Raw genomic sequence first — 24,706 nt, 5'->3', positions numbered from 1 at the left:
GCCGTGGGCAAGCTGCTTGGACTGCTGAAATCCCGCTGGCTGGTGACCCTGGCCGGGCTGCTGCTGGCCGCGCTGCTGATCTGGCTGATCGGGCCCTATGTCGCCATCGCCGGGCGCCAGCCGCTGGCCGGCCCGGTGGCGCGCCTGCTGCTGATCCTGTTGCTGGTCGGCGCGTGGGCCGGCTGGCTGCAATGGCAGCAGCTGCGCGCGCATAGGCAGGCCGGCAAGCTGTCGGCGGAACTGGCCGCGCCGTCGGCGCTGGACGCGCTCGGCGACGACCGCCAGGCGCGCGGCGACGACGAGCGCAACCAGCTGCACGCGCGCTTCCACGAGGCGGTGCAGATCCTGCGCAAGCGGCGCGGCGGCGGCGACCTGTACACGCTGCCGTGGTACGTGGTGATCGGCCCGCCCGGCTCGGGCAAGAGCACGCTGCTGCAGCATTCCGGGCTGCATTTCCCGCTGGCCGCGCGGTTCGGCCAGCAGGCGCTGCGCGGCATCGGCGGCACCCGCAACTGCGACTGGTGGTTCACCGACGAAGCGGTGTTCCTGGACACGGCCGGGCGCTACACCACGCAGGATTCGGACCGCCAGGTCGATGCCGGCGCATGGCTCGACTTCCTGCGCCTGCTGCGCCGCTACCGGCGGCGGCGCCCGCTCAACGGCGTGCTGGTGACGATGAGCATGTCCGACCTGCTGCTGCTCGACGACGCCGGGCGCGACCTGCACGTGCAGGCGATCCGCCGCCGCCTGGACGAGCTCGGCGAGCAGCTGAAGATGAGCGTGCCGGTGTACCTGGTGTTCACCAAGTGCGACCTGATCGGCGGCTTCGGCGAGTTCTTCGACGACCTCAACCCCGAGCAGCGCGCGCAGGTGTGGGGCGTGTCGTTCCCGTTGCCGCGCAGCCTGGACGGCAGCGCCGCGCGCGGCTTCGCCGACGAATACGCGCTGCTGCAGGAGCGGCTCAACGCGCGGCTGTTCGAGCGCATGCACGTGGAGCGCGACCGCGCCCGGCGCGCGGCGATCCTGTCGTTCCCGCAGCAGTTCGCCGCGCTCGGCGAGGCCGCGCGGCAGTTCGTCGAAGGCGTGTTCGCCGGCACCGCCTATGCCGCGCCGCCGCTGCTGCGCGGCGTGTACCTGACCTCCGGCACCCAGGAAGGCACGCCGATCGACCGCATGATGGGCGCGGTGGCGCGCACCTTCGGCCTGGCCGAGGCCAGCGTGCAGGCGCCGGGCGCGCAGCGCCGCACGTTCTTTGTCGAACGCCTGCTCAAGCAGGTGCTGTTGCGCGAATCCGGGCTGGCCGGGCGCGCGCCGGCGCTGGAGCGGCGCCGCGCCTGGCTGCAGGCGGCCGGCTACGCCGCGGTCGCGCTGCTGACCGCGGCGCTGCTGGCCGGACTGGGCGGCAGCTACCTGGGCAACCGCGCCTACCTGGCGCAGGTGCGCTCGGCGCTGGACGCACGGCCGGCCGCGCCGGATCCGGACAACGCCGCGACCGCGCCGCAGTACTTCGCGCTGGCGCTGCAGCAGCTGGAGGGCACGCGCGCGGTGGAGCGCGTCGCGCGCCAGTACCGCGGGCGCGCGCCGTGGTCGATGCGGCTGGGCCTGTACCAGGGCGAGGCGGTCGGCGACGAACTGCACGACGCCTACCTGCGCCAGCTCAACGGCACCCTGGTGCCGGGCGTGGCGCTACGCCTGCGCCAGGGCATGGCCGAGCATGCCGCCAGCTCGCCGCAGGCGCTGTACTACTACCTCAAGGGCTACCTGATGCTCGGCCAGCCGCAGCACCTGGACCGCGACCAGCTGGCCGCGCTGACCGCGATCGAGTGGCGCAAGCTGTTCCCCGGCGACGCGGTGCTGCAGCAGGCGCTGGCCGCGCACTTCCAGGCACTGCTCGACGAGCCCGGGCGCCTGCGCGCGCTGTCGCTGGATCCGGCGCTGCTGGAGCAGGCGCGCAACACGCTGCGTTCGGCCGACCTGGCCACGCTGGTGTACGGCAACCTCAAGCTGTCGCAGCCGCAGGCCGGCGCCGAACCGCTGCAGCTGGACAAGGCGCTGGGCCTGCTCGGCAACGTGTTCCAGCGCAAGAGCGGCGCGCCGCTGTCCGAGCCGCTGCCGGCGCTGTACACGCAGCCGGTGTTCGCCGCGCTGGCCGGCCAGGGCATCGGCGAGGCGGTCGAGCAGTTCGTGCGCGACGACTGGGTGTTCGGCCCGCGCCGCATCGACGCGCTGGGCAAGGCGCGGCTGGCGCAGCAGGTGCGCGTGCTCTACGAACAGGACTACATCCGCTACTGGGACGGCCTGCTCGCCGATCTGCAGCTGCAGCCGGCCGCCGACCTGCAGCAGGCCAGCGCGATCGCCGCCAAGCTGGCCGGGCCGAGCTCGCCGCTGCGGCTGCTGCTCGGGCTGGTGCGCGACAACACCCGGCAGCTGCTGCGCGCGCCGCCGGCCGCGCCCGCGCAGGACGCGGCGCGCGCCGCGGCGGGCAAGGCCGGCGCCACGCTGGCGGCCAAGCTGCCCGGCGGCAACGCGACGATGGCCGCGGCGCTGGCCGCCAGCGGCGACGGCGGCGCCGATGCCGCTGCGCCGCCCGGCGCGGCGATCGCCGAGCACTTCGCCGCGCTCAACGGCCTGGGCGACGGCGCGCCCGGCGCCACGCCGCTGGACCACGTGCTCGGCGTGCTCGACCAGCTCAGCAAGACCCTGCTGACGATGACCGATCCGGCCACCGCCTCCGCGCAGCCGAACCCGCAGCTGTTGCTGGCGCGGCAGGAAGCGGCGCAGTTGCCGCCGCCGCTGTCCGGCTGGCTGCAATCGCTGACCGGCAGCAGTGCCGCGCTGATGGCGCGCGGCGCGCAGACCGCGCTGGACGCGCAGGTGCAGCAGGCGGTCGGCGTGGTGTGCGCCGAGTTCGTGCGCGGCCGCTATCCGTTCGATCCGGCCAGCGCCAGCGAGATCCCGCTGCAGAACTTCGGCGAGCTGTTCGGCGTCGGCGGCCGCTTCGACGCCCTGTACCGCGATTCGCTGCGCGCCCTGCTCGACACCAGCGGGCGCGACTGGCGCTGGAAGAGCGGCCCGGATGCGCTCGCCGGCGCGCCCGGGCTGCCGGCGCAGCTGCAGCTGGCCGAGCGCATCCGGCAGAAATACTTCCGCGGCGCGGCGATGCCCGAGGTCGGCTTCACCCTGCTGGCGCCGACCCTGGGCGAGGGCGTGGCGCGGCTGACCGTGGACATCGAAGGCCAGCAGTACGACTACCGCCCCGGCGGCATCGACAGCAAGCCGATGAAGTGGCCCGGGCCCACGCCCGGCCACGTCAGCATCGCCGCGTTCGGCAGCGATGGCGCGGCGCTCGGCCGGCTCGACTACCAGGGCGACTGGGCGCTGTTCCGCGCGCTGCAGGCCGGCGACCTGCAGAACCCGTCGGACCTGCGCTTCGTCGCCCGCTTCGATGTCGGAGGGCATGCGGTGCAGCTGCCGTTGCGCGCCGGCAACCTGCGCCATCCCTTCCTCGACGCCGACGTGCGTCGTTTCGCGTGCGGGGGCTGAGCATGCCGCAGGCCCTGCTGCCCGGATTCTTCGGCAAGCTGCCGGGCGCCGGCGACTTCGTGCAGCGGCGCCTGCCGCCGGCGTTCGTCGAGGCCTGGGACCGGCATTTTTCGCAACTGGTCGCCGCCGCGCGCGAGCAGTTGGGCGCGCAGTGGGCGCCGGCGTACCGCGGCAGCGGCATCCGCGCCTTCGTGCTCGGCGCGGGCGTGTGCGATGCGCAGGCGTGGGCCGGCGTGCTGGGGCCGGGCGAGGATCGCGTCGGCCGCTGCTTCCCGCTGCTGATCGCGCTGCCGCTGGCGCAGGCCCAGGCACCGGCGCCGGCCTGGTACGCACGCGCGGCCGCGGTGCTCGGCGAAGCCTTGCGCGCGCGCACGCTGGGCGTGGACGCGTTCGACGCGCAGGTGCTGACGCTGGCGCCGGACCCGGACGCGACCGTGGTCCCGGACGCGGTGCCGGCGCCGCGCGCGCTGCGCGGGCACGCGCAGTGGTGGGGCGAGGACGGCGCGGTGCTGCACGGCGAAGGCCTGCTGGCCGCGCACCACTACCTGGCCTGGCTGCGCGGCGGCGTGGCGTTGCCGCAGGACGCGCGCTGATGGCCGTGTCCCGCTACCGCTCCGCCGGCCATACCGAGACCGGCAAGGTGCGCCGCCACAACGAGGACGCGCTGCTGCTGCGCGACGATGCCGGCCTGTGGGTGGTGGCCGACGGCCTCGGCGGGCACGCCGCCGGCGACTACGCCAGCGGGCTGATCGTCGAGCGGCTGGCGGCGCTGCCGCGTGCGCCGGACGTGTGCGACTTCATCGAGGCGATCGAGGACACGCTGGCGCAGATCAACAGCGAGCTGTTGCGCTGCGCGGCGCAGCGCCAGGTCGACATGATCGCCTCCACCGTGGTGGTGCTGGTGTACGACCCGGACTTCATGCTGTGCGGCTGGGTCGGCGACAGCCGCGGCTACGGCCAGTTCGCCGGGCCGCTGCGCCAGCTCACCCGCGACCACGTGCACGGGATCAAGGACGACGCCACCCAGTTCGCGAAGGCCGGCGCGGCCGCGTCCGATCCGGCCGCCAACGCCGGCGTGCTGACCCGCGCGGTCGGCGCGCAGGAGCCGCTGTTCGTGGACTGGGTGCTGGCGCCCAGTGCGGCGGGCGCGCAGTACCTGCTGTGCAGCGACGGCATCAACAAGGAAATCCCCGACCCGGAGCTGGACGCCGAATGCCGCCGCTTCGGCGATCCGCGCGCGCTGCTGGCGCGCTTGTTCGAACTGGCGATGGGCAGGGCGGCGCGCGACAACGTCACCGCCGTCGTCGTGCGCCTGCAGGAGTGACACCCCGTGCATGAAGACACCGCCACCGTCGTCGAACTGGTCGCTGCGATGCGCAGCGGCGATCTGGACCTGAAGGCCGTGCTCGACGCGCTGGCCCGGCGCAGCGCGCTGCCCGAGGCCGAGTACCGCGCCGGCGTGGAAACGCTGTGGACGCTGCAGCGGCAGCGGCTGCTCGACGCCACCACCGTGACCACGCTGGTGACCCGGCTCGACGCGCTGCGCGGGGACGCCGCCGCCACGGGCGCGGCGCGTGCGCCGGTCGACGACGACGCCACCGTGGTGATGCCGCGGCGCGCGCCGCCGCCGGCCGTCGAGGACGACGCCACCCGGGTGCAGCCGGCGATGCCGCTGCCCGGCGCCGACGCCGATGCCACCGGCGGCACCGGCACCGGTGGCGCGACCGGCACCGCCGGCACCGCCAGCCTGTCCAGCTGGCAGCGCCTGGCCGATGCCGCCGGCGGCGACTACGCCACCGTGGGCACGCTGCTGAAGGGCCGTTTCTACCTGGAACGCGAGCTCGGCCGCGGCGGCATGGGCGTGGTCTACCTGGCGCGCGACGAGCGCAAGGTCGAGGCGCGCGACCGCGACCCGTGGCTGGCGGTGAAGGTGCTCAGCGACGAGTTCCGCCGCCACCCCGATTCGCTGGTGGCGCTGCAGCGCGAGGCGCGGCGCTCGCAGAAGCTGGCTCACGACAACATCGTGCGCGTGTACGACTTCGACAAGGACCGCACCCTGGTGTTCATGACCATGGAGTACATCGACGGCTGCGACCTGAAGACGCTGATCCGCGAGCAGGCCTACCACGGCATGCCGCTGGCGCGGGCGCGGCCGCTGATCGAAGGCATGGCGCGCGCGCTGGCGCGTGCGCACGCCGCCGGTGTGGTGCACTCTGATTTCAAGCCGGGCAACGTGATGGTCACCCGCGACGGGGTGCCGAAGGTGTTCGACTTCGGCATCGCCCGCGCCGGCAAGCACGCCGCCGACGCCAGCGGCGAGCAGACCGTGTTCGACGCGGCCACGCTCGGCGCGCTGACCCCGGCCTACGCCAGCCTGGAGATGATCCGCGGCCAGGAACCCACCGCCTCGGACGACATCTACGCGCTGGGTTGCGTGTGCTTCGAGCTGCTGACCGGCAAGCATCCGTTCGACAAGCTCAGCGCCGAGGTGGCGCTGCGCGAAGGGCGCATGCCGCCGCCGGTGCCGGGACTGACCAAGCGCCAGTACCAGACCCTGTGCGCGGCGGTGGCGTTCCCGGCCGCGCAGCGCCTGCGCGACGTCCAGGCGCTGCTGCAGGGCCTGCGCGAGATCCCGCTGCGCGAGCGCGCGCTGCCGCTGGCCGGCTACGGCGCCGCGGCGCTGGTGCTGGTCGGGCTCGGCGGCTGGGGCGGCTCGCGCTATCTGCACCAGCGCCAGCTGGCCGAAGTCACCGCGCGCTTCGGCGCCGACGACCCGCAGCGCTACGCCGACGAAGCGCAGGCGATGCAGGCGCTGTCCAGCCTCGACGACGACGACCGCCGGCGCCTGCTGGTCGACCGCGGCGATCTGATCCAGGACTTCCTGCTGCGCCGCCTGGACGCGTTGTGGAATCCGTCCAGCGGCCGCTACGACTACCGCGGCGCGCTGCAGGTGTTCGCGCTGCGCGACCGCCTGCGGTTGTATTCGCCGGCGCTGGACGCGCGCCGCCAGGCCATGGAGCGGGAGAGGAACGAACGCCTCAACGCGCTGGACACCGCGCTCAACCGGCAGATCCAGGCCGGGGCGATCTTCCGCGAGCAGCCCGGCAACGCGCTGGCCACGCTGGAGCAGGTGCGCGAGATCGATCCGGCCAGCGCCCTGCTGCGCCATCCGGAACTGGAACTGCGCTACGACGCGGTGGTGGGCGAGGCGATCGGCGCAGGCCAGCTGGGGCCGGCGCGCACGCGGCTGGCGCAGGCGCGCGCGGCGTTTCCCGATTCGCTGCGCCTGCAGCTGCGCGACACGCAGCTGGCGCAGGCCGAGCACAGGCTGCGCGCGCGCGGCGCCGACCCCGCCGCGCCGCGCAGCGCGGCGCAGGCGCGGCAACTGCTCGCCGCGCTGCTGGCCGCGCCGAGCGCCGACCTCGGCTGGCAGGACCAGGCGGCGTCGGCGTTGGCCGCGCTGCCGGCGGACGAGCGCAGCGCGCAGGCCCAGGCGCTGGCCGCCGCGGTGGTGGCCACGGTGGCGCCGCAGAGCGATCCGGCGCAGCTGGCCAGCGCGCAGGACCTGGTCGCGTTCGGCCTGCGCCAGGCGCCGGATGCGCCTGCGCTGCTCGCCCAGCGCGACCGCCTGCAGACGTTGCAGGCGCAGCTGCAGGCGATGCTGGCGCGCGAGAGCGCCGAGGCCGAAGTGGCCTCGCGCATCGAGTCGCTGCGCCGCGCCGCCGCCGCCAACGACCTGGACAAGGCGCGCGCCGCGCTGGCGCGGATCCGCGCGCTGCAGCCGCAGCACGCGTTCCTGGCCAAGGACGGGCCGCAGTTGCTGGCCGACGTCTATCTGGGCAATGCCGGCGGCGCGTTCGCGCAAGGCGGCTACCGCCAGGCGGCCGAGCTGCTCGGCCAGGGCATCGCCGCGCTCGGCGAGCGTGCCGAACTGCGTGCCGCGCACGAACGCTACCAGGTGGTCGCCGCGGTGATGGACGCGTCCGCCGCGTCGTTGCCGGCGCCCGCGCGGCAGCAGCTGGGCCAGCGCCTGGACGCGCTGTACCGCCGCGATGCGCAGGCGATGGCGCAGCTGGAAGCGCAGTTGAAGACGCAGGGCCGGTTGCCCGAAGGCAGCCTGTCCGCGCGCCTGCAGCGGCCGGGCGGCGACGCGCCGGCGCCGGGCGCGGTGGCGCCCGCGGCCGCGGCCGAGCCCGCAACGGCGGACGCGAAGCGGCCTGCGGGCGGCAAGGCCGACGGATCCAGGCCGGCGGCCGCGACGCCGCGCGCCGCGGCGGCCGGCGCGGCAGCCGCGCCCGCGCCCGGCGCCGACGACGAACCGCTGCCGCCGGTGCCCACCGGCCCGGATCCGTGTGGCGGCGCGGCGCTGCCCGGACGCGGCAAGGCCTGCTTCGACATGCTCGGCCAGCAGCGCGGGCCGATGCTGGTGGTGGTGCCGGGCGTGGCCGGCGGCAAGCCGTACGCGCTGTCGCGCGCGGAAGTGGCGGTGTCGGACTTCAACCTGTTCTGCCAGGCCACAGGCAAGTGCACCGCGCAGCCGGCCGGCGATGCCGAGCTGGCGCGCGCGCCGGTGCGCAACATCAGCCTGACCCAGGCCAGGGCGTACCTGCGTTGGCTCACCATCGGCAGCGGCGGCTGGCGCTACCGCCTGCCCACCGACGCCGAGTGGCAGCACGCCGCGCAGGCCGGCGCCGACTGGCGCCAGGCCGAGGACAGCAACTGCGTGCCGCCGAGCGCCAGCGCCGGCGACGCCGCGCGCGCGCCGGTGTCCGCGCGCGGCCGCGACGCCAATCCCTGGGGGCTGGTGAACGTCACCGGCAACGTATGGGAATGGGTGTCCAGCGGCGGCGGGGTGCAGGCGCGCGGCGGCAGTTTCGCCAGTTACTGGTCCGACTGCACGGTGCAGGCGCGCCGCGCCGACAACGGTTCGGCGCAGGCGGACGTGGGCCTGCGCGTGCTGCGGGAACTGCCATGAACGATGCCCAGCAGCGGGCCAACGCGCAATTGCACGCGCTGGCCGAGGCGTACCAGCACGGCCGCATCGGCCGCGACGAATACCGCGCGCGCCGGCGCAACGTGCTGGCCGCCGTGCGCGGCGGCGCGCAGGGCATCACCCACCGCAACGCGCTGCGGCCGGCCGTCCCGCCGGCGCACGCCGGGCACGAGCCGCTGCCGCTGCTGCTGGCCGCCGCGCCCGCGCGCCGGCGCCGGTTCGGATGGCTGCTGTTGGGCCTGGCGCTATTGCTGGCCTTGCTGCTGCTGCTACTCTTCGCAGACGCAACGCCCACGCTCGCCGGGCGTTCGGAAGCGGCCGCCGTCCCCGGCACGTTCGCCCACCGTTCCGCCCGGTTCCCGGCGGCAACGCAGGCAACCGCCGGCGGAGACGACGCACGACAGGGATCGGGTTCGGGGGAAATCGCATGCGCATGACGTGTCTGGCCGCGGCCGTGTCCGCGTGGCTCGCTGCCGCGCCGGTGTGGGCGCAGGCGCCCGCCGGTGCCGATGCCGGCGCCGCCGCGGCGCTGCCGCCGCTGAAGGACCGCGACAGCGGCGAGGCGGTCGCCCTGCAGGTGCGCGGCTTCCGCGTGCGCGACGTCGGCGAGCACCCGCAGGCCGGCATCACCCCGGCCACGGTGCAGGCGCTGGCCGACGCGCAGTTCCAGGCCCTGGCGCAGGGCCAGCCCGCGGTGGCGTTGCGCTTCGAGCAGCTGCAGGCGGTGGCCGATGCCATCACCCGCTTCTACCGCCTGTCCGGCTTCATCGTAAGCACCGCCTACCTGCCGGCGCAGACGCCGGGCCCGGCGCAGATCGTGGAGATCCGCGTGCTCGAAGGCCGCGTCGGCCAGGTCGAGGTCAAGGGCGCGTCGCGCTACCGCAACGGCACCCTGGCCGCGCCGCTGCGGCCGCTGCACGGGCGGCCGCTGCGCAAGCAGGAGGTGGACAGCGCGCTGCTGTATCTGCGCGACCTGCCGGGCGTGTCGGTGTCCTCGGTGCTGCAGCCGGGCAAGCACGAGGGCGAGACCGACGTGCTGCTGGTCGCCAGCGAGGCGCCGCGGCCATATGCGATCAGCGTGGGCGGCAACAACTACGGCACCGAGCTGACCGGCCGCTACCGCGCCCAGGCCGGCATCGCCTGGAACAGCCCGCTCGGCCTGGGCGACGTGTTCTCCGCCAGCTACGCCTATGCGCTGGACCCGCGGCAGAGCCGGATCGGCGCGCTGTCCTACGCGCTGCCGGTGCCGGCGGTGCCCGGGCTGGGCGCGGTGGTCGGCGCCAGCCGCAGCGAACTGGAAGTGCGCAACGGCGTGTTCGCCGCGCTCGGCCTGCAGGGTCCGACCTCGGTGGCCTATGCCGGCGGCGACTGGAAGTTCGTCAACCGCGAGAACCTGCAGTGGCAGGCGTCGGCGCGCTACCTGCGCGAGCAGTCGCGGCTCAGCGCGATGGGCATGCAGCTGTCCAACCAGAAATTCGACGTGGTCGAACTGGGCGCGGCGATGCGCCGCACCGACCTGCGCTGGCGCGGCATCGATCTGCTGCAGCTGAGCCTGCGCCAGTCGCTGAAGGACCGCTCCGAGGCGCCGGACCTGGTCAGCCCGCAGCACGACCGCCACTTCACGATCGCGCGGCTGGGCTATACGCGCATGCAGTACCTCAGCCGCACCCAGCGCCTGTACTTCAAGCTCAACGGCCAGTACAGCGACGACGCGCTGACCCCGATGGAGCAGTTCGCGGTGGGCGGCCCGGACAGCGTGCGCGCCTACCCGGTGTCCGACGCGCTCGGCGACCGCGGCTACTACGCCGCGCTGGAATACCACGTCGACGCGCCGGGCTTCGCCGATGCCGCCTCGCCGTTCAACGGCCGGCCGTGGCGCGAGGTGCTGGAGCTGGATGTGTTCGCCGACCACGCGCGGGTGTATCCGGCCGGCGGCAACCGCGTGCTGGCGCCGGCGGTGGAAACCTTCGACGGCGCCGGGGTCGGCGCCACCTTGCGCCTGCCGCAGTTCAAGAACTTCGAGCTGCGGCTCAGCGCATCGCGTCCGACCGGCGGGCGCGATGCGTCCGACGGACGCGACGTCCGCTACTACTCGCGCTTCGGTTTCACCTTCTGAGGGATACGCGCATGCCTGCCATCGCCCACGCTTCGACCGCCGCCCGTGCCGCACGCACCCGCACGCCGCGGCACTCGCCGCTCGCGCTGGCATTGGCGGCCACGCTCGCCATCATGGCGCCCGGCGCCGCGCCGGCGCAGGTCGCCAACACCCAACTGCCGACCGGCGGCAGCGTCGTCGGCGGCGCCGGCATGATCAATCCGCCCAACAACCTCGATAACACCCTGACCATCGACCAGAGCTCGAGCCGGATGGCGCTGACCTGGAGCGCGTTCGACATCGGCTCGGCGGCCACGGTGACGTTCAACCAGCCGTCCAGCAGCGCCGCGGTGCTCAACCTGGTGCAAGGCGGCGAACCCACGCAGATCTTCGGCAATCTCAACGCCAACGGCCAGGTGTTCCTGATCAACCGCGAAGGGGTGATCTTCGGCAGCACCGCGCAGATCAACGTCGGCGGGCTGGTGGCCAGCACCCTGGGCATCAGCGCCTCCGACTTCATGAGCGGCAACGACACGCTCGATGCCGGCGGCACCATGGTCGCGCTGATGTCCAACAGCGGCACCATCAACGCCGCCGCCGGCGCGGTCGACCTGATCGGCGGCAAGGTGGTCAACAGCGGCACCATCACCGCCAGCGCCGGCAACATCAACCTGGTCGGCGCCGACAAGGTCACCCTGACCTTCGAAAGCGGCGGCTTCGGCGTCGTCGTCGACAAGGCCTTGCAGATGCAGCTGGACACGCTGGCGGTGGACAACAGCGGCACCCTCAGCGCGCCCGGCGGCATCGTCACGCTGCAGGCGCGCGCGGCGCAGGGCCTGTTCGACCAGTTGGTCAACAACAGCGGGATTGTCACCGCCGCGGCCCTCGGCAACGGCAGCGACGGCAGCGTGTCGCTGATCGCCAACGGCGCCGGCCAGCTCGGCATCGGCGGCAGCGGCAGCATCGACGTGGGCAGCGGCGCGATCACCATCGGCACCGACAGCAGCGTGCAGCAGAGCGGCGTCTATACCGCCGGCACCCTGGGCGGCAGCATCGGTGGCGATGCCGGCTTCACCGGCAACAACCGCATCGCCGCACTCGGCAGCCTGGATGTAGGGGGCAACCTGGGCCTGTCCAACACCATCGGCCTGGGGCAATCCGGCGCGCTGACCGTCGCCGGCAGCAGCAGCTTCGCGCTGGGCAGCCATGCGCTCACCCTGGACGCCGCCGGCAACGACTTCGGGCAGGCGGTCAGCCTGAGCAGCGGCAGCGCCACGATCAGCGACAGCGGCGAACTGATCCTGGGCACGCTGGCCACCGGCAATCTCACCGCCACCAGCAGCGGCGCCTTGAACCTGGGCAGCGGCAGCGTGACCGGCACCCTGTCCGCGACCAGCAACGGCGGCGCGATCGGCCAGTCCGCGAGCAATTCGCTGACCGTCACTGGCACCAGCATCCTCGACGCCGGCAGCGGCTCGATCGCCCTGGAACGCCCCGCCAACGATTTCGGCGGCGCCGTGTCGCTGACCGGCAGCGGTATCGCCCTGGCCGACGCCAACGCCCTGACCATCGCCGCGTTGACCCTGGGCAGCAACAGCGCGCTGTCGCTGAGCGCTGGCGGCGCGCTGACGCTGCCGGGCAGCGCGATCGACACCGGCAGCGCCGATCTGAGCCTGGCCGCCCATGGCGCCGCGCTGAGCACCGCCGGCGACCTGCGCGGACGCAACGTCACATTGAGCGCCCGCGACGGCCTGACGCTCGGCCATGACATCACCACCACGGGCAGCGGCACGCTGCAGTTGAGCAGCGCGGCCGGGGCCATCCAGCAGGCCGGCGGCGTGCTGGACGTCGGCGGCGCGGCGATCGTCAACGCAGGCGGCAACCCGATCCTCCTGGACCGCGCCGGCAACGAGTTCCGCGCCGGGGTCAGCTTGACCGGTACCGGCATCACCGTGGTGGATCAGAGCGATCTCGTCGTCTCGGCGTTGAGCAGCGGCAGCAACGGCGCGATCTCGCTCACCGCCGGCGGCGCCCTGACGCTGCCGGCGCAGGCGATCGATACCGGGACCGCCGACCTCGCCCTGCAGGCCAACGGCGGCGCGCTCGGCATCACCGACGCGCTGTCCGGCCGCAACATCGCGCTGACCGGGCGCGACGGCGTGAGCTTGGCGGGCGGCGTGACCAGCACCGGCACGCTCGCGGTGACCAGCAGCGGCGGTTCGATCCGGCAGGACGGCGGCGCAATCGACGCCGCCGGTGCCGCCACCCTCACCGCCGCCGGCGCGATCGAGCTGGACGCTCCCGGCAACGACTTCCGCGACACGGTCAGCCTTGCCGGTACCGGCATCGAGGTGGTCGCGCGCAACGATCTGAACGTGGCCTCGCTCACCAGCGGCAGCAACGGCGCGCTCTGGCTGCAGGCCGGCGGCACGTTGACGCTGCCGACGGCCGCCATCGGCACCGGCAGCGGCGACTTGACCCTGATCAGTGGCGACGGCCTGAACATCGTCGCGGCGCTGTCCGGCCACAACGTCCGCCTGACCGGCGGTGGCGGCATCAGCCTGGGCGCCGATGTCGATGCCGGCGGCACGCTCGCACTGACCAGCAGCGACCACGACATCGTGCAGAGCGCAGGGGCGCTCACGGCCGACGGCATCAGCACCATCAACGCCGGCACCGGCGCGATCGGCCTGGCCAACGGCAACGACTTCCGCTCGGCCGTGGACCTGACCGGCGGCGACGTGACGATCGCCGACCGCAACGCGCTGACGCTGGGCACGCTGTCCACCGGCACTCTCACCGTCGCCAGCAACGGCGCCCTTAACCTGGGCGGCGGCACGGTGACCGGCGCGCTGGACGCGGACAGCAACGGTGGCGCGATCACCCAGGCGGCCGCATTGACGGTCGGCGGCAGCGCCGATATCGACGCCGGCAGCGGCGACATCACCCTGGACAAGGCCAACGCGTTCCAGGACACGGTCGGCCTGACCGGCACCGACGCGGTGCTGGTGAACAGCGGCGCGCTCACGCTGGCGGCCAGCACCCTCGGCGGCCGCCTCGACATCGACGCCAACGGCGCCATCGGCCAGAGCGGCGCCTTGCGCGTGACCGGCGCCAGCCGCTTCCAGGCGCACGGCAACGCGATCGGCCTGGCCGGCCCCGGCAACGATTTCCAGGGCGCGGTGAGCCTGGCCGGCGGCGGCGTGCAGATCGCCGCCGCCGGCGATCTGGAACTCGGCACGCTGGCCACCGGCGCGCTCGCCGCGACCAGCCATGGCGCGCTGAACCTGGGCAGCGGCACGGTCGGCGGCGCGCTGGACGCGCGCAGCAACGGCGGCGCGATCACCCAGTCCGTCGCCACCGCGCTCACCGTCAACGGCACCAGCACCCTCGACGCCGGCGGCGGCGCGATCGCGCTGGCCAACACGGGCAACGACTTCGGCGGCGCGGTGGACCTCACCGGCAACGGCATCCAGCTCGCCGACCGCAACGACCTGGACATCGCCGCGCTGCGCAACGGCAACGATGGCCGCATCACGCTGCTCGCCGACGGTTCGCTGCGCCTGCCGGCCGGCGCGATCGCCACCGGCAGCGGCGACCTGAGCCTGGTCGCGCGCAACGGCGCGCTGCATCTGGGCGGCGCGCTGAGCGGACGCAACCTGACCCTGGGCAGCGGCAGCGCCCTGATCCTGACCAGCGACGTCGCCGCGACCGGCGACCTGCTGCTGACCACTGCCAACGCGACGCTCGGCCAGGCGAACGCCGCGCTGACCGTCGGCGGCGCCACCACCGTGGCGACCGGCAGCGGCGCGATCGCGTTGACCGATGCCGGCAACCACTTCGCCGGCACCGTGGACATCGCCGGCGGCGCGGTGCAGCTGCGCGGCAGCGGCGCGCTGACCCTGGGCAACCTTTCGGTCGACAGCCTGGACGTGACCAGCGGCGGCATCCTCGGCCTGGGCCAGGGCCGCGTGCGCGGCGCATTGCAGGCCGACAGCGGCAATGCCGCGATCGGCCAGAGCGGCGCGCTGCGCGTGGACGGCGATGCGGCCCTGGTGGCCGGCAGCGGCGCGATCACCCTTGACCAGGCCAACCGCTTTGCCGGCACACTGTCGCTCACCGGCGGCGACACCCGCATCCGCGCAGTGGACGGGTTGAGCCTGGGGACGTCGAACGTCGCCGCGCTGCAGCTCAGCAGCGGCGGCGCGCTGCGCCAGCTGGACGCGTTGACGGTGACCGGCGACGCGGCGATCGACGCCGGCAGCGGCGCGATCGCGCTGGACGCGGCCGGCAACGACTTCCAAGGCACCGTGGCGCTGGCCGGCGGCAGCGCCCGTATCCGCGACGCCAATGCGCTGGCGCTGGGCACGCTGGCCGTGGATGCGCTGGATGTCGCCAACCGCGGCGCGCTGACCCTGGGCGCGGGCAGTGTCGCCGGCAACCTCGTCGCCGACAGCGGCGGCGGCGCGGTGACGCAGCGCGGCGCGTTGCGGGTGGACGGCAGCGCCACGATCAACAGCGGCGCCGCGGCGATCGCGCTGGACGATGCCGGCAACGATTTCCAGGGCGAGGTGAACCTCGCCGGCGGCGCCGCCCACGTGCGCGATCGCAATGCGCTGGCCTTGGGCAGCGTGGCCGTCGCGGCGTTGACCGCGACCAGCAACGGCGCCTTGTCGCTGGGGCAGGGCAGCATCGGCGGCGATCTGGTCGCGCGCAGCGATGGCGCCGCTGCCGCCGCGTCCGGCCTCGCCACGGCATCGGCCGCCACGCCGGCGGCGAGCGGCGGCGACATCGGCCAGCGCGGCGCGCTGAGCGTCGCCGGCAGCGCCACGCTCGACGCCGGCAGCGGCGCGATCGCGCTCACCGAAGCCGGCAACGATTTCCAGGGGACGGTGCTGGCCCGCGGCGGCGCCATCGCCATTGCCGACCGCAACGACCTGGCGGTGGCGGCGCAGGCCGGCGGCGCGCTGGCGCTGAGCGCGGGCGGCGCGTTGCGCACGGCCGGCGCGTCCAGCGGCAGCGGCATCGCGCTCGGCGCCGGCGGCGACCTGGAGCTGGGCCACGACGTTACCAGCAGCGGTGCGCTGCAGCTGCGCAGCGGCGGCGCGATCACCCAGACGGGCGGCGTACTGAGTGCCGCGTCGCTGAGCGGGAGCGCCGGCGGCGCGACCCGCCTCGACGGCGCCAACGCGATCGCCGCGCTCGGCGAGTTCGGCGCCACGCAGCTGAGCCTGCGTACCCTCGGCGACCTGACCGTCGCCGGCCCGGTCACGGTCGGCGACGCGCTGCGCCTGAGCGCCGGCGGCGACCTGGCGATCGACGGCGCGCTCGGCGCCAGCAGCGTGTGGCTGCAGGCCGGCGGCGACCTCGGCCAGGGCGGTGGCGGGCGCATCAGCGCCGCCACCCTCAGCGGCAGCGTCGGCGGCAGCACCCGCCTGGGCGGGCGCGACGCCTTCGTCGACAACCGCATCGGCACCCTGGGCAACTTCGCCTCGCCCGGCGGCTTCAGCCTGAGCAACGGCCAGAGCCTGACCCTGTCGGCGCTCGACGGCAGCGCCTACACCGTCAATGCCGGCACCTCGGCGCTGTACCTGGGCGTGCTCGGCGACCTGCTGCAGGCCGATACCACGTGGCTGTACGACGGCGCCGGGGTGTTCTCGGCCAGCGGCCGCATCGGCACCGCCGCCAACCCGATCTACGTGCGGGGCGTGCACAACCAGACCGTCGCGGCGATCGGCCTGCCGCCGGCGTACTTCTACGCGCTGCGCGCCGACGGCGCGCTGCTCGGCGTGGACGGCGAATCGGGCATCAACGTGCCTACCTCCGCCTTCGCCAGCCGCGCGCAGAGTTCCAGCAACCGTACCGTCGCCTACGTCGACCTGGGCGCGGCCAACGCCCCCTATCGCGCGTTCGGCCTGGTCAAGCCGGGCATCCGCCTGCCCGCCGACCAGCAGCCGGCCTGCGATCCGGACGATCCGGATGCGCAGTGCGAGCAGGAATGAGCGCTCCGCCGCCGCGCTGTTTCCCCGCCGGCATGGCGCCATGCCCTGCCGGCCGACACCGTCCCCGGAGTGACAGCGCATGACCACCGAACAGACCCTCGAGGCGCTGCTGGCGCCGATCGCCGACGACGCCCCGTCCGGCCCTGACCTGGAGTACGACCCGGAGTTCCTGGCGCTGGACCGCGCCGCGGCGAACAAGGCCGAGCGCGCGGTCGGCGACAGCGTGATCGCCGCCGAGGAACCGGACTGGGACAAGGTGCAGACGCTGGCGCTGGCGCTGTTCCGCCGCACCCAGGACCTGCGCGTGGCCAGCCACCTGTGCGCGGCGTGGCTGCGCCTGCGCGGGCTGCCGGGCTGGGCCGACGGCCTGGCGCTGGTCCACGCGCTGCTGGCGCAGCGCTGGGACAGCGTGCACCCGCAGCTGGATGCCGACGACGACGACGATCCCACCGCGCGGGTCAACGCGGTGGTCGGCCTGGGCGACCCGCTCGGCCTGCTCGGCGCGCTGCGCGCCACCCCGTTCGTGCAGTCGCCGCGGCTCGGCCGCTTCAGCCTGCGCGACCTGCGCGTGGCCAACGGCACGCTGAAGCTGGCCGGCGAGGGCGGCGCATCGCTGGCGGAGATCGAGGCGTGCTGCCTGGACTGCCCGCAGCAGGCGCTGGGCCAGACCGTGGCCGCGGTACAGCAGGCGCTGCAGCAGGCGCGCGAAATCGACGCATTGTTCGCCGAGCGCATCGGCACCGCCGCGCCCGACCTCAAGCCGCTGCTGGCCGACCTGCGCGACCTGGAGCGCTTCCTGCTGCCGCAATGGACCGCGCGCGACGGCGCCGCGGCGGCCGAAGCGGGAGCCGATGCCGATGCCGACGCAGCCGGCGCGGACGCCGGCACCGCCGTGGCGGCAGCGGCCGGCAATGCGCGCATCGCCGGTCCCGACGACGTGATGCGGCGTCTGGACGAGATCTGCGCCTATTACGCCAGCCACGAACCCTCCAGCCCGGTGCCGCTGCTGCTGCGCCGCGCGCAGCGGCTGGTCGGGCGCAACTTCCTGGACCTGCTGAAGGAGCTGGCGCCGGCCGGCGTCACCGAACTGCAGCACGTGGCCGGCGTCCGCGACGAGGACGCGTAGCGGCCGACTTGTGCGTCGCGCCTGGCGCGATGGCCCAGGCCGCGGGCAGGCACTCAAGCGGCTGGCCCGCCCAGGCGCTCCGCGCCGCCGCCGGCGGGCGCCGGCGATCGGAGCTTCGTGGGGGCTACCGACGGCTCTGACTGATCACGCCCACGGGCCGGGACGGGCGGACCCTCGCCTCCGATCGTCGCGTCCAGCGAACTTCATCCGAGCCGTCCCCAAGCGGGCGGTCGGCACGCAGCACCTGTAGGAGGGGCTTCAGCCCCGACAGATGGCGTCCGCAGCCAGAGATGTCCATCCCGCCGGTCGCGGCTGAAGCCGCTCCTACAGGGGGCTCGCTGCTACCGGCACCGTCTTGCGAAGAACTCCGGTCAGGGACCACTAGCCCCGCCGTCGCCCGACATCGGCCAGGCCCAAATCCACTGCACGGCGCTTGCAAAGCCCCCAAACCAGGCAATGCTGAAATCGAGTCCCGAGTCCCGAGTCCCGAGTCCCGAAACCCGAAACCCCGGCCTCACCAGCTATACAACTTCCAATACACCGGCGACACGTTGTCCTTGTTGCCGTCCATGTGGCCGTCGCCGTTCTGGTCGTACAGGTAGTACGCCGGGCCGCGCGACGGGGTCACCTTGACCATGCGCAGCTGGCCGGCCACGCGGTATTCCTCCACGGTGTCGCCGTTGTCCATCGTGCGGCTGAACACCTCCGCGCCGCTCACGTCCACCGGCGCGCCGTCGGGGCCGACGCCGCTCGTGGCGCAGCCGGCCAGCAGCAACAGCGGCAGCAACATCAGGGCTTTCATCGCGTTCTCCAGCAGCCAGTTCGTGGCCTGCGATTATGCGCCGCGCCGCCGCATTCGGTGCGCGAAGGGCGGCAGCGTAGAATCGGCCGATGAGCCGATTAGTCCTGATCGACGGGTCCAGCTACCTGTACCGCGCGTTCCACGCGCTTCCGCCGCTGACCAACGCGGCCGGTGAACCCACCGGCGCGCTGTTCGGCGTAGTCAACATGCTGCGTGCGACCTTGAAGGAGCGCCCGGAGTACGTGGCCTTCGTGGTCGATGCGCCAGGCAAGACCTTCCGCGACGACCTGTACCCGCAGTACAAGGCCAACCGCCCGCCGATGCCCGAGGAGCTGCGTGCCCAGGTCGAGCCGATGTGCCAGATCGTGCACGCGCTGGGCATCACCATCCTGCGCGAGAACGGGGTCGAGGCCGACGACGTGATCGGCACCCTGGCGCTGCAGGGTTGCAGCGACGGCCTGGACGTGACCATTTCCACCGGCGACAAGGACTTCGCCCAGCTGGTGCGCCCGGGCGTGCAGCTGGTCAACACGATGAGCGGCAGCCGCATGGACTCCGACGCCACGGTGATGGAGAAGTTCGGCGTGTGGCCGAGCCAGATCGTCGACCTGCTGGCACTGATGGGCGATGCCATCGACAACGTCCCCGGCGTGGACAAGTGCGGGCCCAAGACCGCGGCCAAATGGCTGGCCGAATACGGCTCGCTGGACGGGGTGATGGCCAACGCCGACGCGATCAAGGGCAAGATCGGCGAGAACCTGCGCGCGGCGCTGGCGCGGCTGCCGCTGAACCGGGAGCTGGTCACGATCAAGACCGACGTGGCGCTGCCCGGCGGCCCGCGCACGCTGGGCCTGCGCGAGCAGGACCCGGAGCAGCTGCGCGGCCTGTACCAGCGCTACGGCTTCACCCAGGCGCTGCGCGACCTGGACGGCGGCATCGCCGCCCCGGGCGGGGCGATCGGGGGCGCGCCCAGCCTGCGCGGCACCGCCGCCGGCTACGCGCGCGCCGCCGCGCCCATCGACGAAACCCTGGACCCGGCGCTGGCGGCCAAGGGCGACTACACCGCGATCGTGACCCCGGCGCAGTTCGAGGACCTGCTCGATCGCCTGCGCGCGGCCGACAGCTTCGCCTTCGACACCGAGACCGACGCGCTGGACGCGATGCGCGCCAACCTGGTCGGGCTCAGCTTCGCCACCGAGCCCGGCCGCGCCGACTACCTGCCGCTGGGCCACGACTACCCCGGCGCGCCGGTGCAGCTGGACCTGGCGCTGGCGCTGGCGTCGCTGAAACCGCTGCTGGAGGACTCGGCCAAGCGCAAGATCGGCCAGCACGGCAAGTACGACCTGCACGTGCTGCGCCGCCACGGCGTGCTCGTGCGCGGCTACGCCGAGGACACCATGCTGGAGAGCTTCGTGCTCAATTCCACCGCCAGCCGCCACGACATGGACTCGCTGGCGCGGCGCTACCTGGGCTACGACACGGTCAAGTACGAGGACGTGGCCGGCAAGGGCGCCAAGCAGATCGCGTTCTCGCAGGTGGCCATCGACGACGCCACCGGCTACGCCGCCGAGGACGCCGACATCACCCTGCGCCTGCACCGCGCGCTGTCCGCGCAGCTGGAGGTCGAGCCGGCGCTGGCCAAGGTCTACCGCGAGATCGAGATGCCGCTGGTGCAGGTGCTCACCCGCATCGAGGCCAACGGCGTCAGCGTGGACATGGCCGAACTGCGCAAGCAGAGCCAGGACCTGAGCCAGCGCATGCTCGCCGCGCAGCAGAAGGCCACCGCGCTGGCCGGGCGCACCTTCAACCTGGATTCGCCCAAGCAGCTGCAGGCGGTGCTGTTCGACGAACTGAAGCTGCCGGCGCTGCTGAAGACCCCCAAGGGCCAGCCCAGCACCAACGAAGAGGCGCTGGAGGCGATCGCCGCCGAGCACGAGCTGCCGCGGGTGATCCTGGAGTACCGCGGCCTGGCCAAGCTGCGCAGCACCTACACCGACAAGCTGCCGGAGATGATCAACCTCGACACCGGCCGCGTGCACACCAGCTACCACCAGGCCGGCGCGGCCACCGGGCGGTTGTCCTCGTCCGATCCGAACCTGCAGAACATCCCGATCCGCACCGAGGACGGCCGCCGCATCCGCCGCGCCTTCATCGCCCCGCCCGGGCGCAAGCTGATCGCCTGCGACTACTCGCAGATCGAACTGCGGATCATGGCCCACCTGTCCGAGGACGCGGGCCTGCTGCGCGCCTTCGGCGCCGGCGTGGACGTGCACCGCGCCACCGCCGCCGAGGTGTTCGGGCGCAAGCTGGAGGAGGTCACGCCGAACGAGCGCCGGGCCGCCAAGGCGATCAACTTCGGCCTGATGTACGGCATGAGCGCGTTCGGCCTGGCCCGCAACCTGGGCATCGGCCGCGGCGAGGCGCAGGACTACGTGGCGCTGTACTTCAGCCGCTACCCGGGCGTGCGCGACTTCATGGAGCGCATGCGCGAGCAGGCGCGCACCCAGGGCTACGTGGAAACCCTGTTCGGCCGCCGGCTGTACCTGAACGACATCAACGCCAAGCAGCAAGGGCTGCGCGCCGGCGCCGAGCGCGCGGCGATCAACGCGCCGATGCAGGGCACCGCCGCGGACATCATCAAGCGCGCGATGGTCACCGTGGACGCCTGGCTGGAGCCGCACCGCGCGCGCGCGCTGATGATCCTGCAGGTGCACGACGAACTGGTGTTCGAGGCCGACGCCGACTTCGTCGACACGCTGCTGCCCGAGGTGACCCGGCTGATGGCCGGCGCCGCCGAACTGAAGGTGCCGCTGGTGGTGGACAGCGGCGTCGGCGACAACTGGGACGAGGCGCATTAGCCCGGAGTGGGAATGGGACGCCGGGAATGGGAATGGGGAAGCGCTGGTTCCCTTGCCGTTCTAGGCTCTAGTGCGTGCAGGCGTGCACGCGATCTCCTGCTGGCTCGCTCAGGAGCGCGCGTGGCTGGCGGAGCGCCAAGCGGGAGGTCCGTGTCGAGCTGAACTGCAACGTTCGGCTGGATCGCTAGGCGCGTTCATCCCGATGAGAGGCCGAGCGTTAATCCATTCATGCTGGCGTGGCAGGATGCGAAGCGCGAACACGGCGCCGGGCGTCAGCGGCGAATCGTTTCAGACGAAAAGTGCGCTACATCCCGCGAGCGCATCGCCAATGGATAGGCCGGTCACTGGACGTTGCTGCGGCGGATCCCGATAAATCGTTGTTCGGTGCACAGAAAAGCCAGCAATAAAGCACTGATTTTTGGAACCTTGCGTTGCATCGAGTTTCGGGAATGAATCCGTCCTTAATCCGACAAATTTTTAACCGAAATCTTCACGAACTAGCAAGGTGGGAAGTGGTCATATAGCTCGCGACAGGCGCAATACCTGTCGCGGATCTCCTCCCATCCCCTGGAGTAGATCTAGGAACGGCGACTCCTCCCCAAGTCTCCGTTCCCTGGCCCCGCCGACCTCCCCCTGGTCCGCGGGGCTTTTTATTTTCCGCGCCTGAAACATACGGCCGCATGCACGCCGCCATTCCCGGATGCGGCGTTCCACCCCAACGCAGACGCAACGTCGATGCGCGGACGCTGCGGCGACGCATTACAGTGCGCCGATTCACCAAACTAAACGAGTGCAGGACATGTCCGACCTGTTCCATCTGTCGATGCCGTGGTGGGAGTTCGTCCTGCGCGCGGTGGTGGTGTACGTGATGGTGCTGACGATGGTGCGGGTCTCGGGCAAGCGCGCGATGGGCCAGCTGACGCCGTTCGACATGCTGCTGATCGTGCTGCTCGGCAACGCGGTGCAGAACGCGCTGCTCGGCGAGGACACCTCGCTGGGCGGCGGCCTGCTGCTGGCGGCCACGCTGATCGCGCTGAACTTCGCCGTCGGCCTGCTGACCTCGCGCAGCGAGCGCCTGGAGCGCCTGATCGAGGGCGAGCCGATCGTGCTGGCGCGCGATGGCCACGTGTTCCGCGACGTGCTCCGCCGCGAGCTGGTCAGCCGCGCCGACTTCGAGGCCGCGATGCGCCAGCAGGGCTGCCCCGGCATCGACAACGTGCGCCTGGCGCTGCTGGAGACCAACGGCCACATCACCATCTCGACCAGCAGGGACGGCTGAGCGGGGGAGGCAATGGGCGGCACGGGACCAGCCGCCGGGTCGGCCGGATGCGCGAGGCTCCGCCCGTACCCTCATCCGGCCCTGCGGGCCACCTTCTCCCGGTGGGAGAAGGGAGCAGCCGCAGCCCGCTTTAGCCCCTCTCCCACCGGGAGAGGGTTGGGGTGAGGGTACGGCGGCCAGCGCCCAGCCGGACTAGGTGCACCAGGCTCCGCCCGCACCCTCATCCGGCCCTTCGGGCCACCTTCTCCCGGTGGGAGAAGGGAGAAGCCGCGGCCCGCTTTAGCCCCTCTCCCACCGGGAGAGGGGTTGGGGTGAGGGTCCGGCGGCCAGGCCCCAGCCGGACTAGGTGCACCAGGCTTCGCCCGCACCCCCATCCGGCCCTTCGGGCCACCTTCTCCCGGTGGGAGAAGGGAGAAGCCGCAGCCCGCTTTAGTCCCTCTCCCACCGGGAGAGGGGTTGGGGTGAGGGTACGGCGGCCAGGCCCCAGCCGGACTAGGTGCACCAGGCTCCGCCCGCACCCTCATCCGGCCCTTCGGGCCACCTTCTCCCGCCGGGGAGAAGGAAGAGGCCGCAGCCTGCCTTAGCCCCTCTCCCACCGGGAGAGGGGTTGGGGTGAGGGTACGGCGGCCAGCGCCCAGCCGGACTAGGTGCACCAGGCTTCGCCCGCACCCTCATCCGGCCCTTCGGGCCACCTTCTCCGGTGGGAGAAGGGAGAAGCCGCAGCCTGCCTTAGCCCCTCTCCCACCGGGAGAGGGGTTGGGGTGAGGGTACGGCCACCGCCACGCTACCCGCGCACCCCGACCGGCTGCTCGAGCTGGTACAGCGCGTCGTCGATCTCGTCGAGCTTGCCGGCCAGCAGCTGCCGCGCATCGTGCAGGCCGCGGTTGTAGAAGTGCGTGCCGATCTGCCCGGCAACGAAGTCGAGCAGGAGCCCGGCCTCGAAACTGCCGATCTCCTGCTGCAGTTCCTCGCGCAGGTAGCGCTGCAGCGCCTCGGCGGCCTGCGCCTTGTGCTCGCGGTCCAGCGTACCCGGCGGCGGTGATGCGCCCCGTGCCCGGCTCATGCCAGCCAATCGCGCGGCACCAGGTAGTCGGCCAGCCGCGCCTCGGCGCTGCCGGGTTCGGGCTGGAAGCCGTATTCCCAGCGCACCCGCGGCGGCAGGCTCATCAGGATGCTCTCGCTGCGCCCGCCGCTCTGCAACCCGAACAGGGTGCCGCGGTCGTAGACCAGGTTGAACTCGACGTAGCGCCCGCGGCGGTACAGCTGGAACTCGCGCTCGCGCTCGCCCCACGGCAGCGCGCGGCGGCGCTCGACGAGGGGCAGGTAGGCGTCGAGGAAGCCGTCGCCGACCGCGCGCTGGTAGGCGAAGTCGCGTTCGAAGTCGCCATGCAGGTCGTCGAAGAACAGCCCGCCGACGCCACGGGTCTCGTTGCGGTGCTTGAGGAAGAAGTACTCGTCGCACCAGCGCTTGTGCGCGGCATAGCGGTCCGCGCCGAACGGCGCGCACAGCGCCTGCGCGGTGCGGTGCCAATGGCGCACGTCCTCGTCGAACGGATAGTACGGGGTCAGGTCGAAGCCGCCGCCGAACCACCAGGCCACCGTCTGGCCATCGCGCTCGGCGCGGAAGAAGCGCACGTTGGCATGGGTGGTGGGCAGGTACGGGCTGTGCGGGTGGAACACCAGCGACACGCCGGTGGCGCGCCACGAGGCGCCGGCCAGCTCCGGGCGGTTGGCGCTGGCCGACGGCGGCAGCCGCGTGCCGGACACGTCGGAGAAGCCGATGCCGGCCTGCTCGAACACCGCGCCGTCGCGCAGGATGCGGGTGCGGCCGCCGCCGCCCTCGGCCCGTTGCCACAGGTCCTCGGCGAAGCGGGCGCGGCCGTCCGCGGCCTCGATGGCGGCGCAGATGCGGTCCTGCAGGCCGGTCAGGTAGTCGCGGACGCGGTCGAAGTCGGTCATGGGGGCGATCGGCGGTGCGGGCGGCGAGAGGGCATGCGCCAGGCGCACG

The 24,706-nt window shown here is 73.1% G+C and carries 13 protein-coding genes; 10 read left to right on the top strand and 3 right to left on the bottom strand.

Annotated features, from left to right (window positions below; genetic code table 11):
• Positions 1-3 precede the first annotated feature (3 nt).
• From tssM to tssA, 8 genes are all read left to right on the top strand, one after another.
• On the top strand, positions 4-3,543 hold the full coding sequence (gene tssM / locus JR065_RS02235) for a type VI secretion system membrane subunit TssM (RefSeq protein ID WP_206231698.1): 3,540 nt from the start codon (positions 4-6) through the stop codon (positions 3,541-3,543).
• Entirely contained in the window at positions 3,540-4,136 is a 597-nt protein-coding gene (gene tagF, locus JR065_RS02230; protein ID WP_429001832.1) for a type VI secretion system-associated protein TagF, read from the top strand. Before tssM ends, tagF begins: the two co-directional genes overlap by 4 nt.
• Positions 4,136-4,867 (top strand): PP2C family protein-serine/threonine phosphatase, encoded by a 732-nt coding sequence (locus tag JR065_RS02225; RefSeq protein ID WP_206231694.1) that lies wholly within the window; start codon positions 4,136-4,138, stop codon positions 4,865-4,867. The genes tagF and JR065_RS02225 overlap by 1 nt, the downstream gene beginning before the upstream one ends.
• Before the next feature lie 6 nt (positions 4,868-4,873).
• A complete protein-coding gene (locus tag JR065_RS02220; RefSeq protein ID WP_206231692.1) occupies positions 4,874-8,518 on the top strand; it encodes a protein kinase domain-containing protein in 3,645 nt (1,214 codons plus the stop codon).
• Complete coding sequence (locus JR065_RS02215) at positions 8,515-8,973, top strand: hypothetical protein (RefSeq protein ID WP_206231691.1); 459 nt, start codon at positions 8,515-8,517, stop codon at positions 8,971-8,973. Before JR065_RS02220 ends, JR065_RS02215 begins: the two co-directional genes overlap by 4 nt.
• The gene (locus JR065_RS02210; RefSeq protein ID WP_206231883.1) at positions 8,970-10,652 is read left to right on the top strand and encodes a ShlB/FhaC/HecB family hemolysin secretion/activation protein; all 1,683 of its coding nucleotides are present in this window, start codon (positions 8,970-8,972) and stop codon (positions 10,650-10,652) included. The genes JR065_RS02215 and JR065_RS02210 overlap by 4 nt, the downstream gene beginning before the upstream one ends.
• Before the next feature lie 11 nt (positions 10,653-10,663).
• Complete coding sequence (locus JR065_RS02205) at positions 10,664-16,633, top strand: filamentous hemagglutinin N-terminal domain-containing protein (protein ID WP_206231689.1); 5,970 nt, start codon at positions 10,664-10,666, stop codon at positions 16,631-16,633.
• 79 nt (positions 16,634-16,712) lie between these two features.
• Entirely contained in the window at positions 16,713-17,759 is a 1,047-nt protein-coding gene (gene tssA, locus JR065_RS02200; RefSeq protein WP_206231688.1) for a type VI secretion system protein TssA, read from the top strand.
• A 514-nt stretch (positions 17,760-18,273) separates the two neighbouring features.
• On the opposite strand, the gene JR065_RS02195 is transcribed toward tssA, so the two are convergent.
• Positions 18,274-18,561 carry a DUF2782 domain-containing protein gene (locus tag JR065_RS02195; protein ID WP_206231683.1) on the bottom strand — a complete coding sequence of 96 codons (288 nt, stop codon included), beginning with the start codon at positions 18,559-18,561 and terminating at the stop codon, positions 18,274-18,276.
• An 89-nt stretch (positions 18,562-18,650) separates the two neighbouring features.
• On the opposite strand from JR065_RS02195, the gene polA reads away from it, so the two are divergent.
• Positions 18,651-21,419 carry a DNA polymerase I gene (gene polA, locus JR065_RS02190; protein ID WP_206231682.1) on the top strand — a complete coding sequence of 923 codons (2,769 nt, stop codon included), beginning with the start codon at positions 18,651-18,653 and terminating at the stop codon, positions 21,417-21,419.
• Between the two features lie 799 nt (positions 21,420-22,218).
• Positions 22,219-22,698: a DUF421 domain-containing protein gene (locus JR065_RS02185; protein ID WP_206231681.1), complete on the top strand. Its 480-nt coding sequence runs from the start codon at positions 22,219-22,221 to the stop codon at positions 22,696-22,698.
• Positions 22,699-23,482: 784 nt separating this feature from the next.
• Here JR065_RS02185 and JR065_RS02180 read toward each other — a convergent pair.
• Positions 23,483-23,761, bottom strand: coding sequence for a DUF2164 domain-containing protein (locus JR065_RS02180; protein ID WP_206231680.1), 279 nt, complete (start codon positions 23,759-23,761; stop codon positions 23,483-23,485).
• On the bottom strand, positions 23,758-24,657 hold the full coding sequence (gene hemF, locus JR065_RS02175; protein WP_206231679.1) for an oxygen-dependent coproporphyrinogen oxidase: 900 nt from the start codon (positions 24,655-24,657) through the stop codon (positions 23,758-23,760). Before hemF ends, JR065_RS02180 begins: the two co-directional genes overlap by 4 nt.
• Between the last annotated feature and the right edge of the window lie 49 nt (positions 24,658-24,706).

This window comes from Xanthomonas sp., assembly GCF_017163755.1.
Classification (GTDB): domain Bacteria; phylum Pseudomonadota; class Gammaproteobacteria; order Xanthomonadales; family Xanthomonadaceae; genus Xanthomonas_A.
This window is presented reverse-complemented; position numbering and strand designations above follow the sequence as displayed.

What these genes read in the sequence shown, in the direction of transcription:
- JR065_RS02225 (WP_206231694.1), top strand. Translation starts at nt 4,136, where the DNA reads ATGGCCGTGTCCCGCTACCGCTCCGCCGGCCATACCGAGACCGGCAAG.
- JR065_RS02215 (WP_206231691.1), top strand. Translation starts at nt 8,515, where the DNA reads ATGAACGATGCCCAGCAGCGGGCCAACGCGCAATTGCACGCGCTGGCC.
- JR065_RS02210 (WP_206231883.1), top strand. Translation starts at nt 8,970, where the DNA reads ATGACGTGTCTGGCCGCGGCCGTGTCCGCGTGGCTCGCTGCCGCGCCG.
- JR065_RS02205 (WP_206231689.1), top strand. Translation starts at nt 10,664, where the DNA reads ATGCCTGCCATCGCCCACGCTTCGACCGCCGCCCGTGCCGCACGCACC.
- tssA (WP_206231688.1), top strand. Translation starts at nt 16,713, where the DNA reads ATGACCACCGAACAGACCCTCGAGGCGCTGCTGGCGCCGATCGCCGAC.
- JR065_RS02195 (WP_206231683.1), bottom strand. Translation starts at nt 18,561, where the DNA reads ATGAAAGCCCTGATGTTGCTGCCGCTGTTGCTGCTGGCCGGCTGCGCC.
- polA (WP_206231682.1), top strand. Translation starts at nt 18,651, where the DNA reads ATGAGCCGATTAGTCCTGATCGACGGGTCCAGCTACCTGTACCGCGCG.
- JR065_RS02185 (WP_206231681.1), top strand. Translation starts at nt 22,219, where the DNA reads ATGTCCGACCTGTTCCATCTGTCGATGCCGTGGTGGGAGTTCGTCCTG.
- JR065_RS02180 (WP_206231680.1), bottom strand. Translation starts at nt 23,761, where the DNA reads ATGAGCCGGGCACGGGGCGCATCACCGCCGCCGGGTACGCTGGACCGC.
- hemF (WP_206231679.1), bottom strand. Translation starts at nt 24,657, where the DNA reads ATGACCGACTTCGACCGCGTCCGCGACTACCTGACCGGCCTGCAGGAC.